The 12,817-nt window shown below is 64.7% G+C and carries 12 protein-coding genes; 1 reads left to right on the top strand and 11 read right to left on the bottom strand.

The genetic code is table 11. The annotated features are described in order from the left end of the window. Nucleotides 1-45: 45 nt before the first annotated feature. The 9 genes from atpE to AC1DKV_RS22520 form a co-directional block, all read right to left on the bottom strand. Nucleotides 46-312 (bottom strand): F0F1 ATP synthase subunit C, encoded by a 267-nt coding sequence (atpE, locus tag AC1DKV_RS22560; RefSeq protein WP_006157246.1) that lies wholly within the window; start codon nt 310-312, stop codon nt 46-48. A gap of 70 nt (nt 313-382) precedes the next feature. Next, nucleotides 383-1,246 (bottom strand): F0F1 ATP synthase subunit A, encoded by an 864-nt coding sequence (gene atpB / locus AC1DKV_RS22555; RefSeq protein ID WP_441612883.1) that lies wholly within the window; start codon nt 1,244-1,246, stop codon nt 383-385. Nucleotides 1,247-1,499: 253 nt separating this feature from the next. After that, nucleotides 1,500-2,033, bottom strand: a complete 534-nt coding sequence (locus AC1DKV_RS22550) for an ATP synthase subunit I (RefSeq protein WP_441613049.1) — start codon at nt 2,031-2,033, stop codon at nt 1,500-1,502. Nucleotides 2,034-2,365: 332 nt separating this feature from the next. Next, the gene (locus AC1DKV_RS22545) at nt 2,366-3,268 is read right to left on the bottom strand and encodes a ParB/RepB/Spo0J family partition protein (RefSeq protein WP_441612882.1); all 903 of its coding nucleotides are present in this window, start codon (nt 3,266-3,268) and stop codon (nt 2,366-2,368) included. A 38-nt stretch (nt 3,269-3,306) separates the two neighbouring features. Further along, nucleotides 3,307-4,080, bottom strand: a complete 774-nt coding sequence (locus AC1DKV_RS22540; protein ID WP_441612881.1) for a ParA family protein — start codon at nt 4,078-4,080, stop codon at nt 3,307-3,309. A gap of 68 nt (nt 4,081-4,148) precedes the next feature. Then, the gene (gene rsmG / locus AC1DKV_RS22535) at nt 4,149-4,856 is read right to left on the bottom strand and encodes a 16S rRNA (guanine(527)-N(7))-methyltransferase RsmG (protein ID WP_441612880.1); all 708 of its coding nucleotides are present in this window, start codon (nt 4,854-4,856) and stop codon (nt 4,149-4,151) included. Next, nucleotides 4,857-6,710, bottom strand: a complete 1,854-nt coding sequence (gene mnmG / locus AC1DKV_RS22530) for a tRNA uridine-5-carboxymethylaminomethyl(34) synthesis enzyme MnmG (RefSeq protein WP_477138043.1) — start codon at nt 6,708-6,710, stop codon at nt 4,857-4,859. A 194-nt stretch (nt 6,711-6,904) separates the two neighbouring features. After that, nucleotides 6,905-7,795 (bottom strand): N-formylglutamate amidohydrolase, encoded by an 891-nt coding sequence (locus AC1DKV_RS22525; protein WP_441612878.1) that lies wholly within the window; start codon nt 7,793-7,795, stop codon nt 6,905-6,907. Nucleotides 7,796-7,799: 4 nt separating this feature from the next. Then, nucleotides 7,800-8,795: a tripartite tricarboxylate transporter substrate binding protein BugE gene (locus tag AC1DKV_RS22520; RefSeq protein ID WP_441612877.1), complete on the bottom strand. Its 996-nt coding sequence runs from the start codon at nt 8,793-8,795 to the stop codon at nt 7,800-7,802. Nucleotides 8,796-8,955: 160 nt separating this feature from the next. Here AC1DKV_RS22520 and AC1DKV_RS22515 point away from each other — a divergent pair, with 160 nt between their 5' ends. Further along, a complete protein-coding gene (locus AC1DKV_RS22515) occupies nt 8,956-9,900 on the top strand; it encodes a LysR substrate-binding domain-containing protein (protein WP_441612876.1) in 945 nt (314 codons plus the stop codon). 276 nt (nt 9,901-10,176) lie between these two features. Here AC1DKV_RS22515 and AC1DKV_RS22510 read toward each other — a convergent pair whose 3' ends face one another. Together AC1DKV_RS22510 and AC1DKV_RS22505 are read right to left on the bottom strand one after the other, a co-directional pair. After that, complete coding sequence (locus AC1DKV_RS22510) at nt 10,177-10,920, bottom strand: ABC transporter ATP-binding protein (RefSeq protein WP_441612875.1); 744 nt, start codon at nt 10,918-10,920, stop codon at nt 10,177-10,179. Between the two features lie 9 nt (nt 10,921-10,929). Continuing rightward, nucleotides 10,930-12,816 (bottom strand): branched-chain amino acid ABC transporter ATP-binding protein/permease, encoded by a 1,887-nt coding sequence (locus tag AC1DKV_RS22505; RefSeq protein ID WP_441612874.1) that lies wholly within the window; start codon nt 12,814-12,816, stop codon nt 10,930-10,932. Nucleotide 12,817 lies beyond the last annotated feature (1 nt).

Raw genomic sequence — 12,817 nt, 5'->3', positions numbered from 1 at the left:
TAAGTGGCCCGCGCCGCCCGTCAGCATCATGCAGACCGAAAAGAATTACTTGATGACAGCCAGCAGCGGGTTGGCGAATGCGAACAGCATTGCAACGCCCACGCCGATCAGGAATGCTGCGTCGATCAGGCCAGCCAGCAGGAACATCTTGGTTTGCAGCGGGTTCATCAGCTCGGGCTGACGTGCGCACGCTTCGATGTACTTGCCACCCATCAGGGCGATACCCAGGCAGGCGCCGATTGCGCCCAGACCGATGATGATGCCGATACCAATAGCGGTCAGACCCTGGATGTTGGCGAGATATGCTTGCATGACGACTCCTTTAATTTAGAGAGACTTGGAACTTGAAAAACTGAAAACCAAAAAACCAAAAACCGGAAAATCAGTGGTGATCATGTGCCTGGCCGATGTACACCAGCGTCAGCATCATGAAAATGAAGGCCTGGAGCAGGACGATCAGGATGTGGAAGATCGCCCATACGGTACCGGCCAGCACGTGACCGACGAAGCCCAGCGCGGACAGGTCCGCACCGAACGTCCAGATGGAACCCAGCAGCGCGATCAGCAGGAACACCAGTTCGCCGGCGTACATGTTGCCGAACAACCGCATGCCCAGCGAAACCGCCTTGGCGAGGAATTCGATGAGATTCAGGACCAGGTTGAACGGGGCCAGGTACCACTTGGCGCCGAACGGGGCCGAGAACAGCTCGTGCATGAAGCCGCCGGCGCCCTTGATCTTGAAGCTGTAGTAAATCATCAGCACCAGCACCGAGCACGACATGCCCAGCGTACCGTTCAGGTCGGCCGTGGCAACCGCGCGGTGGTGCGGCAGGTGGATGTGGAAGATGCCCAGCAGGCCGTTCAGGCCGGTGACCCAGTCGACCGGGATCAAGTCGATGGCGTTCATCACGGTGATCCAGCAGAACACCATCAGCGCCAGCGGGGCGATAAAGGAACGGTCGCCATGGATGATGCCCTTGGCCTGGTCGTCGACCATTTCGACGATCATCTCGACGAAGGCCTGGAAGCGGCCCGGCACGCCGGCCGTGGCGCGGCGCGCGGCGGCGTACAGGAAGATCACGGCGATCGCCCCGCACAGGACCGACCAGAACACCGTGTCGTAGTTGAGGACGCTGAAATCGACCACGGAGGCTTGCTTGCCGCCAACCGTGTTCAGGTTCTGCAAGTGTTCGGCGATATAGCCGGAGGGGGTGAGCGCCTGTTCGGCGCCTTGAGCAGCTGACATGTCGAAACGAACCGTAATATTGCGAAACCAGTGGCCGGCATTCTGCCGGTACGCTTCTTGCACCGCCTTCAGCATGAGTCGCTGGTCACCGCGGGCAAGGACGTCTTAACCTTATCTGCGCCGCGCTTCACCGTTGTGACGCGCCACGCCAAAAAACTCTTGATATTCCGTTTTCGTGCCCCAACTCGATGGGATGCACTGTATTCGAACCACCGCGGCCGCCTTGTCTGTGGACAAGTCCGCAGCGACGCGTTCAGCGAATCGCCAGCGCCACCCAGTAGGTCTTCAGCGCCAGCAAAAACGTGACCAGCATCGGCACCCAGCGCAACTCGCGGTACAGCACCACCACCAGCACAAACAGGGCGACGGTGGCAAACACCTTGATGGCCTCGCCGACGACCAGGCCGCCGACCGAGGTACGCTCGCGCGACAGCCACAGGCGCAACGCGAAAAAACCGCTCGGCACGAAACATACGACGCCGCCAAACAGCGCGGACCAGCCAGCCGCCGCGGCATCGCCGCTGGCGAACACTCGCCACGCAATGGCCGACAGAACCGTCACCGCCACCTGCGCCAGCACGACCCTGCCGGGCGTCATGCGCGAAGGGCGCAGCGCACGCGCACCGAGCAGCGTTTCCGCTTCCGCGCGCGACAGCGGCTCGACCGCCTCTTCCTCGCGCTCTGCCTCGTCCTCCCAGGCATCGCGCGCCTGCCAGTCCTTGTCCTGACGGGCATCTCGACGATCAGAAACCACCTGCGTATTGCCTCTGCTGGTTGTTAACTCCATGCTCGGAACTTTCTTGGACCGGCTGGAATTCAAACCGCACGATTTTACGAGGAATGCACCATCAGAGTCAATCTGCTTACAGTCTCCTTGCAACGGTGCGCAATCTCCTTTCGCCCACGAGGCCATACTGCGCGCGAAGCGACGGCGCGCCAATAACGCGGCAGGTAATTGAGACTTTCGGCCCGCGTGGCGCAACATCATCGTTTATTGGCCTTGCGTAAACCTGACAAAGCCTGACAAAGTCCGTCGCGCAGGCGCAACCGCGGCGCCCGCTTCGCGAGCGCCGTGCGTTAATCGCGCACTATTTTAGGAAAATAAAGCTGAGCCTGTCGTCAGGCCGGGGACTGGCTTTCGCCCTGCTCGCGCAGACGCGTGAGCACACCGTCGAGCGCATCGTTGCTGGTGAAGTGAATGGTGAGCTGGCCCTTGCCGCGCACGCCCAGCTTGATCTGCACCGGCAGGCCAAGCACGTCGGACAACTCCTCCTCGAGACGCGCGACATCGCGTGCCGGCGCCACGCCATTCTGCCGCATCGAGCGCAGATCGAGCGGCCTGAGCGTGGATGCGACCAGCTTCTCGGTTTCACGTACCGAGAGGCGTTTGTTGACGATCTGGTTGGCGAGCGTGATCTGGTTGGCGCCGTCCACGGCGAGCAGCGCGCGCGCGTGTCCCATGTCGAGATCGCCCGCCATCAGCATGGTCTGCACCGGCTGGGCCAGGTTGAGCAGGCGCAGCAGATTGGACACCGCGCTGCGCGAGCGCCCCACCGACTCGGCCGCCTGCTCGTGCGTGAAATCGAATTCGCGCACCAGCCGCATGATGCCTTGCGCCTCTTCCAGCGGATTGAGGTCCTCGCGCTGGATGTTCTCGATCAGCGCCATTGCGGCGGCGGCGTCGTCGGCCACATCCTTCACGAGCACCGGCACTTGTTCAAGCCCGGCGATGCGCGACGCGCGGAAGCGGCGCTCGCCGGCGATGATCTCGTAGCGGTCCGGCTCCGCCACCCGGCGCACCAGGATCGGCTGCATCAGGCCCTGCGCGCGGATGCTCGCGGCCAGCTCCTGCAGCGCGCCTTCGTCCATGCGCGTGCGCGGCTGGTACTTGCCGGGCTGCAGCTGATCCAGGCGCAGCACGGAGGGCGCGCCCTCCTGCTTCACGGCATCGACGATTTCGGCGGGGCCGCCAAGCAAGGCTTCCAGTCCGCGGCCCAGGCCCTTTTTCTTTGCAGTGCTCATCTCGTTATCCCGCTTGCTATCTTCTGTACGAAGCCCGCTCAGTCGAGCAACCTGACCCGAGCAATCATCTCTGCGCCAAAGTCCAGGTAGGCCTTCGCGCCCTTGGAGGACGGATCGAAGGCCACGCCCGGCACGCCGTAGGACGGCGCTTCCGCCAGCCGCACATTGCGCGGGATGACGGTCTTGAACACCTTCTCGCCGAAATGCGATTCCAGCTGGGCGGACACTTGCTGCTGCAAGGTCACACGTGGATCAAACATCACACGCAACAAACCGATCACCTTGAGGTCGCGGTTGAGATTGGCGTGTACCTGCTTGATGGTATTGACGAGATCGGACAGCCCTTCGAGCGCGAAGTACTCGCACTGCATCGGCACGATCACGCCGTTGGCGGCGCACAGGCCGTTGAGCGTCAGCAGCGACAGCGACGGCGGGCAGTCGATCAGCACGAAGTCGTACTCGGCATCGACTTCGGCGATGGCATTTTTCAGGCGGCGCTCGCGCTGGTCCAGTTCGACCAGTTCCACTTCGGCACCGGCCAGTTCGCGATTGGCGGGCAGCACGTCGTACTTGCCCGACTCGGAATACTGGCGCGCCTGCGCGATCGACGAAAGGCCCACCAGGACCTGGTAGACGCTATGTTCAAGCGATTGCTTGTCGATGCCCGAGCCCATCGAGGCATTGCCCTGCGGATCGAGGTCGACCAGCAGCACGCGCTGCTGCTGGGCCGCCAGTCCGGCGGCAAGATTCACCGTGGTGGTGGTCTTGCCGACGCCGCCCTTCTGGTTTGCGATCACGAATACCTTGGCCATAAGCTCTTAGCTGCTCCTGCTTGATTTCAACCTGCCGGGGTGGACGCCGGCGACAACCACCGGCCGGGTCAGCGGCGCGACAGCACCACCAGGTGACGTTCTGCATCCAGTTCCGGCACGGTCAGGCGCGGCACCGCCTCGACCTGCCACTCCTCCATCATCCCCGCCGCTTCCATGCGGTCGATTTCGGGCTGCGGATAAACGCCCTTCATCGCGATCAGCTTGCCTTGCGGCGCGAGCAGGTGGCCGGCGAGCGAGACGAAGTCGCTCAGCTCGGCAAACGCACGCGAGGTGATGACGGCGTAGCCCCTGGCATCGTCCAGCTTCTCCACTGGTCCCCAGTGGGCGGCGGCATTCGACAGGCCAAGCTGCGCCCGGCACTGCGTCAGGAATGCCGTCTTCTTCTGCACGATGTCGACCATCAGCACGGACAGGTCCGGGCAGGTAATGGCCAGCGGCAGGCCGGGCATGCCGCCGCCGGAACCGACGTCGAGCACGCGGGCGCGCGCGCCCTCCTCCACCGCAACGCTGCGCGCGGCCTCCGCCAGCGCCGGGACGGCGGCCAGCGAGTCGAGCATATGGTGCGTCAGCATCTCGTCGGGATGGCGGATGGCGGTCAGGTTGTAGATTGCATTCCACTTGCGCAGCAGCGCCAGGTACGCGAAGAGCTGGTCGATCTGTGCCGCGCCAGGTGCAAGCCCGATGGCGGACAGCCCGGCTTCCAGGCGGCGGCGCTGGTCGGCGTCATCCACGGCGGGGTAGCGTTGGCCCCGCACTCAGGCTGCCTCTTGGCCGGAGCCGGACTTGGTACGGCCCATGCCCCGCTTCTTCAGGTGAACCAACAGCAGCGAGATCGCGGCCGGCGTCACACCCGAGATACGCGAAGCCTGGCCGAGCGTCTCGGGTCGGTGCTGGTTCAGTTTCTGGCTGACCTCGAAACCGAGGCCGCGCACTTCGGTGTAGTCGAAGCCGTCCGGCAGGCGCGTGGTTTCATTCGCCTCCAGCTTGACGACCTCGGCGGCCTGGCGTGCGATATAGCCGTGGTACTTGATGCCGATCTCGATCTGCTCGCGGATCTGTCCGGTCAGCAAGGGATCGGCGTCGAGCGGCTGCTTGGGTGCGTACTTCCCATCCTGCAACGCCATCAACGCGTCGTACGCCACGGCGGGGCGGCGCAGCAAGTCGGCGAGGTTGTACTCGCGCTCGATGGCCTTGCCGAGCAAGGGCACGGCATCGGCCTCCGGCAGCAGGGCCGGATTGACCCAGGTGGTCTTCAAACGCTCTGTTTCACGTGAAACGGCGTCGCGTTTACGGTTGAATGCATCCCAGCGCACATCGTCGACCACGCCGAGCTCCCGACCAGCCTCTGTCAGACGCATATCGGCATTATCTTCCCGCAGGCTCAAACGGAATTCTGCGCGGCTGGTGAACATCCGGTACGGTTCCGACACCCCGCGGGTGATCAGGTCATCGACCAGAACCCCAAGATAGGCCTGGTCCCGGCGCGGCGTCCAGGCTGCGCGCTCGCGTACGAAGCATCCCGCGTTGATGCCGGCCAGCAGGCCCTGGGCGGCGGCTTCTTCGTAGCCGGTGGTGCCGTTGATCTGCCCTGCGAAGAACAGGCCCTGGATTGCCTTCGATTCCAGCGACGCCTTCAGCGCACGCGGATCGAAGTAGTCGTACTCGATGGCATAGCCAGGGCGCAGGATATGCGCGTTCTCCATGCCGCGGATCGAATGCACCAGTTCGAGCTGCACATCGAACGGCAGGCTGGTGGAGATGCCGTTGGGATAGAACTCGTTGGTGGTCAGCCCTTCGGGTTCGAGGAAGATCTGGTGGCTGTCCTTGCTGGCAAAGCGATGGATCTTGTCCTCGATGCTCGGGCAGTAGCGCGGCCCCACCCCTTCGATCACGCCCGTGTACATCGGCGAGCGGTCGAGGCCGCCGCGAATGATGTCGTGGGTGCGGGTGTTGGTATGGGTGATCCAGCAAGGCAGTTGCTGCGGATGCTGCTCGGCGCGCCCCAGGAAGGAGAACACCGGCACCGGGTCGAGATCGCCGGGCTGCTCCTCCATCACCGAGAAATCGATGGTCCGGCCATCGATACGCGGCGGCGTGCCCGTCTTGAGGCGGCCCTGCGGCAGCTTCAGTTCTTTCAGGCGCGCGGACAAGGAAACCGATGCCGGATCGCCAGCGCGTCCACCGGTGTAGTTGTCCAGGCCCACGTGGATCTTGCCATCCAGGAAGGTACCGGCGGTCAGCACCACCGCGCGGGCGCGAAAGGCGATACCGACCTGGGTCACGGCCCCGACTACGCGATCCCCTTCCACCATCAGGTCGTCCACTGCCTGCTGGAACAGCATCAGGTTGGGCTGGTTCTCCAGCCGTGTCCGGATTGCCTTGCGGTACAGCACGCGGTCCGCCTGGGCGCGCGTGGCACGCACAGCCGGGCCCTTGCTGGAGTTGAGGATACGGAACTGGATGCCCGACTCATTCATCTGGCCGAGCGTTTCGATGTTATGGCTCAGCAGCAGCGTCTGGCAGCCCATACGTGCAGCGGCGAGCGCGGCTTCGGTGCCGGCGTGGCCACCACCGACGACAATGACATCGAATTCTTTTGGGTAAAGCATGGACGGGACCTCCTCCGGGAGGCTGACGGGAATCATTCGGGATGCCGAATTATAGCGGCAATCGCTGCTGCTTTTTTGCGCAGCAACACGTTTCACGTGAAACATGCCGCATAGAAGACTCGAGTGTGTTCCACGTGAAACAAAAAAGCCGGGCACCAGGCCCGGCCTTCCGTCACGCCACGATTGCGGTGGCGCTATGCGCCGCCCTGCTCCCGGACATAGGCGGCAATGCGTTCTACCAGCCTGCCCAGGTCGGCTTGCACCCGGGCAAATCCGGCATTGCGCTCGCGCGTCGCCTCATCCATATACAGCGGCCGCCGGATCTCGATCTGCAGGCTGTTGCGCCGCTCCGCCGGGCGACCGATCTGCGCAATCAGCTGCACCCCTTTGTACGGATCATTGCAGGCCACCGTATAGCCCATCGCCCGCAACTCGGAAGCTACCAGCCCGACGAAGGCCGGCTCGCAGGTACTGCCATCCCGGTCGCCGAGCACGAAGTCGGCCAATGCATGCGCGCTCTGTATCTTGAGCCGCTCATAAGCATTGTTCGGCATCGAGTGCAGGTTCAGGTGCCAGAGCGCGCCGAAGCGGCCGTAGGCCTCCTCCACCGCCGCGGACAGCGCCTGGTGATACGGCAGGTAGTAGCGGTCTATCCGGTTGCGTACCTCTTGCAGCGAGAGCTTGCGGTCGTAGATCGGCGTGGACGCATCCAGGTTGCGCCAGATCAGGCCATAGCCCAGGCGTGTCTTCTCGCCTGGCGCCAGTGGCTCGGGCCAGGTACCGTCGAGCAGGCCCGGATCCAGGTCGTCGAGGGTACGGTTGGGATCGATATAGACGCGCGGGAAATTCGCCGCGATCAGCGTCCCGCCATGCCGCGGCACCGCTTCCCACAGGGCCTCGACATGGGTATCCTCGCCGCCGCGCAGCGGCTGTCCGGAGATGGCGGCGCCAAAATCCCGTGGATACCGCGTGCCGCTATGCGGTGAATCACACACCAGCGGCAACGGCTGGCCCTGCGGCGCGAAGTAGGCGAACGGCGCGAATTCGGCGGCGGACTGCGCCAGGTTCTCAGGCTTGCAGCTCATGCGATCAGTCCAGCTTGATGTTGGCTGCCTTGGCCACGCGTGCGTAGCGTGCCATGGCTTGCTGGATCTGCACCTTGAATCCGTCCGGCGTGGTCGGCACCAGGGTGCCACCCGACTCCTCCACCTTGCGCTTGAACTCCGGATTCAGCATGGCCTTGTGGACAGCGCGGTTGAGCTTGTCGACGATCGCCGGCGGCGTTCCTGCCGGCGCCACGATGCCGAACCAGCCGCCATCGCCCATCTCCTTGTAGCCCAGTTCGGCGTAGGTCGGCACATCGGGCAGCTGCGGCGAGCGGGTCGCGCCCAGCACGGCCAGCGCGCGCAGGCGCCCCGATTTCACGTGGGGAAGCGTGGATGAGAGGTTGTCCGTGATGGCGTTCACCTGCCCTGCCACCGCATCGTTGAGCGCCAGCCCCGCGCCCTTGTAAGGCACGTGCAGCAGATCGATCTTGGCCAGCATCATGAAGTTCTCGATATTGGCGTGACCGAGCGAGCCGGCCCCCGGGGAAGCAAAGCTGTACTTGCCCGGGTTGGCACGCGCCAGCGCGATGAACTCCTGCATGGTCCTGGCAGGTACGCTGGGATGCACGGCAAAGACGCTCGGGATCGCCACGACATTGGTCACCGGCGCGAAATCCTTGAGCGGATCGTAGTTCAGCTTGGCGAACACCGCCGGATTGGAGCCGTGCGTGCTGACCGTCGCCATGCCGATGGTGTAGCCGTCCGGGGCCGCGCGCGCGACCTGCTCCATGCCCAGCGAACCGCCCGCGCCTCCCTTGTTCTCCACCACGATAGACTGGCCCAGTTCACGGCCGCCGAACTCCGCTACCAGGCGTGCCGACAGGTCGGTCGAGCCACCGGCGGCGAACGGCACGATCAGGCGGATCGGGCGATTGGGATAGGCGGCCTGTGCCAGCGCACCGCCGGCACCGGCTGCGCCAATGGTGGCTGCCAGGCACGACAGGACTAGGCGCCTGCGCGACTGCTGGGCTCGGTTCATGAAGACGTTCTCCTTGGCTTTATCTGAGCAAGTCTGAGTAAGTCGCCAAGTGTCGGGCAGTTTACCGGTGACGCACAAACGACTATATTGCACGATTGCATTACCAAAGCTCATCGTCAGTTCACCTCCCACTGGTCTGCTCCCGGACCCGCCCTCCCCCATGCGGCTGCGCTCACCGTCGATGTCCGAACTGCATGCCTTTGCCGCGGCCGCCCGGCTGGGGAGCTTCACGCGGGCGGCAGAGGATCTGTGTGTGACGCAGGGTGCCATCAGCCGCGCCATTGCCCGGCTCGAGGCGCATTTCGGCATTTCCCTGCTCCAGCGCAACGCCCACCGCCTGACCCTGACGGACGCTGGCCGGCAGCTGCTGGAGTCGGTGGCCGGTCCGCTGGCGGCGATCGAAAGCGCCAGCGCAGCCCTGCTCTCGCGCGACCGCCGGCATCACCTCACCCTTTCCGCCGTACCCACCCTGGCCAGCGTCTGGCTGGTACCGCGGCTGCCGGCGTTCCACCGCCGCCATCCCGACATCCGCCTCGATTTCGTGCCCTACCGTCGCGACGAGGACTTCTCCGGGCCGGCCCCCGACGCCGCCATCCTGCCCGGCACCGCTGACCACTGGCCAGGCCTGCAATGCGACTACGTGATCGGCAGCGAGGTCGTGCCCATCTGCCATCCCGACCGCGCCCGCGCGCGCCGCGAAGCCGGGCGCTGGTCCAGCCCCGCCGCACTGCTGGACGAACCCCTGCTGTTCCACACCACCGCACCGGCCAACTGGCAGCACTGGCTGGAGGCTGCGGGCGTACCCAGTGCTGCGCCCGCGCTCGCCACGGGCTTCGACCAGGTCTCGATCCTGGTGCAGGCGGTCAAGGCGGATATGGGCGTGGCAGTGCTGCAGCGCTGCCTGGTGCGCGAGGAGATCGAATCCGGGCGCGTGGTAGCGCCGTTCGACCTGCCGATCCGGCTGACGCGCGGCTACTTCCTGTGCACGCCGCGCGAGCGGCATTCGTACCCGGCGCTGGCGTGCTTCAGGGAGTGGTTGCTCGAGACGGCAGCCCAGGACCCCGATGTGAAGGGTGTCCAGGCTCAATATTCGCCGGATAGATGATTATCTTTTAATTTTGATGTCTCAAAGTCGTACTGCGAATGAAATCGGTATCGTCAACACTTCGTTGTCATTGCGACGAATTTCAATGCAGCAATTCTGAGCAAGTACATTCATCCAGTGAATATTTAGCGTACCAATCGCTGCGCTCTCGCCGGGGCCGAGCCCTTCCGCCCAATGCCACCGACCTTCCCGGAGTCGAATCCGCCGCACAAATAAATAACGACGAGCTTGGCCCGCCGTTATTCATCCCGGGAATTTTAGACGCCGATTGAAGGCTCAGGCCGCCTTTTTCGCCAGTCCCAGGTACGTCTCGATCACCTTCGGATTCGCTGCCAGTTCCTCCGCCGGTCCTTCCATGGCCATGTCCCCGGTTTCGATGACATAGCCGTAGTCGGCCACCTGCAGCGCTGCCCGCGCGTTCTGCTCGATCAGCAGCGTCGCCACGCCGGTTCTGCGCAGATCGTTGATGATGTGGAAAATCTCCTTCACGATCAGCGGCGCCAGCCCGAGGCTGGGCTCGTCCAGCATCAACAGCTGCGGCTTGGCCATCAGCGCGCGGCCCACCGCCAGCATCTGGCGCTCGCCGCCGGAGAGCGTGCCCGCATCCTGCCGGGCGCGCTCCTTCAGCCGTGGGAACAGGCCATAGACGACCTCCATCTGATCGAGGAAGTTCTTCTCGCCGGCACGCTTGCGGCGGTATGCGCCAAGCACCAGGTTGTCTGCCACGCTCATCGAGGCAAACAGCTCGCGCTTCTCCGGGACCAGGCACATGCCGCGCGCGACCCGCCCTTCCACGGGCAGGCCGGCCATGTCGTGGCCGAGGTAGCTGACCGTGCCGGACGACGAGCCGCTGACCGGCAGCGCGCCCATGATGGCGTTGAGCATGGTGGACTTGCCCGCGCCGTTGGGACCGATCACCGTGACAATCTGGCCGGCCTCCACCTTGAGGCCGGCGCCGTGCACGGCCTCCACCTTGCCATAGCGCACATGGAGGTCTTTCACTTCGAGGATCAGGCTCATCTCTTTTCCTTACTCCACGCCACCGAGATAGGCTTCGAGAACCGCGGGGTTCTTCTGCACGTCCTCGGGCACGCCTTCCGCGATGCGCGTACCAAATTCCATCACCACCAGGCGGTCGGTGAGGTTCATGACGAAGTCCATGTCGTGCTCGACCAGCAGCACGCTCATGCCTTCGCCCTTGAGCTTCTTCAGCAACTCGGCCAGTGCCTGCTTTTCCTTGTAGCGCAGGCCCGCGGCGGGCTCGTCGAGCAGCAGCAGCGCGGGATCGCAACACAGCGCGCGGGCGATCTCGAGGATGCGCTGCTGGCCCAGTGCCAGGCTGCCGGCTTCCATGTACATGCAGTCGGCCAGGCCCACGCGCTCGAGCTGCCGCGCGGCTTCATGCAGCAGCTTGTCTTCCTCGCCGCGGTTCATGCGCAGGATGGCAGCCGTGACGCCGCCCTGCGCAGCGAAGTCGCCGCGCAGGTGCGCGCCGATTGCCACGTTCTCGAGCACCGTCATGGTCGGCAGCAGATGCACGTGCTGGAAGGTGCGGCCGATGCCGCGCTTGACGATTTCGCGCGACGGCAGCCCGGAGATCGCCTCGCCGCGGTAGCGCACTTCGCCGCGCGTCACGGGCAGCACGCCGGTGACGAGATTGAAGGTAGTGGACTTGCCCGCGCCATTGGGGCCGATCAGCCCTACGATCTCGCCGGCGCGCACCTGGAAGCTGACATCGTTGACCGCCACCAGCCCGCCGAACTCCTTGCGCGCGGCCTGCAAGTCGAGGATCAGCTCGCCTGCCTGCGGCTTCGCGCGCAGCGGCAGCGGCTCCGCCTGCGCGGGCGCCAGCACCGGCGGCCCGCCGGGCACCAGCTTGCGGATAAAAGGCCAGATGCCATCGCGTGCGTACTGCAGCAGCAGCACCATCAGCACGCCGAACACGATCGTCTCGAAGTTGCCGTTGGCGCCGAGCAGCTTGGGCAGCACGCCTTGCAGGACGTCCTTCAGGATGGTGAGGATGCCGGCGCCGAGCACCGCGCCCCACACATGCCCCACGCCGCCCACCACGGCCATGAACAGGTACTCGATGCCGTAGTTCAGGCCGAACGGCGTCGGGTTCACCGCGCGCTGCAGGTGCGCGTAGAGGAAGCCCGAGATGCAGGCCAGCACGGCGGCCACCACGAAGATCACTACCTTCATCCACGCCGTGTTCACGCCCATTGCCTCGGCCATGGTGCCGCCGCCCTTGAGCGCGCGGATGGCGCGGCCCGGACGCGAGTTGAGCAGGTTCTGCATGGCGATCACCGCCAGCAGCACCACGGCCCAGATCAGGTAGAACATCGAGCGGCCCGAAGCCAGCTCGATGCCAAGCACGTGCAGCACGGGGATGCCGTTCAGACCATCGTACTTGCCGAGGAACTCCAGGTTGCCGAACAGGAAGAACAGCGACAAGCCCCATGCGATGGTGGCCAGCGGCAGATAGTGCCCGGACATGCGCATGGTGATCAGCCCGATCACATAGGCCGACCCCATCGTGATCGCCAGTCCCACCAGCAGGCCAAGCCACGGAGACAGCCCGAACTGCGTGGTGAGGTACGCCGTGCTGTACGCGCCGAGGCCGACGAACGCAGCCTGCCCGAACGACGTCATGCCGCCCACGCCGGTGAGCAGCACCAGCCCGATGGCGACGATGCTGTACAGGCCGATGTAGTTGCCCAGCGTGATCCAGAATTCAGGCGTGGGCAGCACCGGCAGCAGCGCCAGCACCACCGCGAAGGCCAGCAGGAAAAGCCGGTTGCGTCCGGCGGAGTTTGTCCGGCGGGTCCTGTTGCCGGTCGCGCCCGCGCTGCCCGCCGCGCCGGTGCCGGCCACGGCGCTCTTGCCATTCGCATTCTTGGCGTTTGCATTACTCATG

It is taken from the genome of Cupriavidus sp. 05T41 (assembly GCF_056396525.1).
This window is presented reverse-complemented; position numbering and strand designations above follow the sequence as displayed.

Bases quoted from the DNA above. Each gene is read 5' to 3' on its own strand.
- AC1DKV_RS22515 (WP_441612876.1), top strand. From the start codon at position 8,956: ATGCGGCTGCGCTCACCGTCGATGTCCGAACTGCATGCCTTTGCCGCG.
- atpB (WP_441612883.1), bottom strand. From the start codon at position 1,246: ATGTCAGCTGCTCAAGGCGCCGAACAGGCGCTCACCCCCTCCGGCTAT.
- atpE (WP_006157246.1), bottom strand. From the start codon at position 312: ATGCAAGCATATCTCGCCAACATCCAGGGTCTGACCGCTATTGGTATC.
- AC1DKV_RS22505 (WP_441612874.1), bottom strand. From the start codon at position 12,816: ATGAGTAATGCAAACGCCAAGAATGCGAATGGCAAGAGCGCCGTGGCC.
- AC1DKV_RS22545 (WP_441612882.1), bottom strand. From the start codon at position 3,268: ATGAGCACTGCAAAGAAAAAGGGCCTGGGCCGCGGACTGGAAGCCTTG.
- AC1DKV_RS22540 (WP_441612881.1), bottom strand. From the start codon at position 4,080: ATGGCCAAGGTATTCGTGATCGCAAACCAGAAGGGCGGCGTCGGCAAG.
- AC1DKV_RS22510 (WP_441612875.1), bottom strand. From the start codon at position 10,920: ATGAGCCTGATCCTCGAAGTGAAAGACCTCCATGTGCGCTATGGCAAG.
- mnmG (WP_477138043.1), bottom strand. From the start codon at position 6,710: ATGCTTTACCCAAAAGAATTCGATGTCATTGTCGTCGGTGGTGGCCAC.
- AC1DKV_RS22525 (WP_441612878.1), bottom strand. From the start codon at position 7,795: ATGAGCTGCAAGCCTGAGAACCTGGCGCAGTCCGCCGCCGAATTCGCG.
- AC1DKV_RS22550 (WP_441613049.1), bottom strand. From the start codon at position 2,033: ATGGAGTTAACAACCAGCAGAGGCAATACGCAGGTGGTTTCTGATCGT.
- AC1DKV_RS22520 (WP_441612877.1), bottom strand. From the start codon at position 8,795: ATGAACCGAGCCCAGCAGTCGCGCAGGCGCCTAGTCCTGTCGTGCCTG.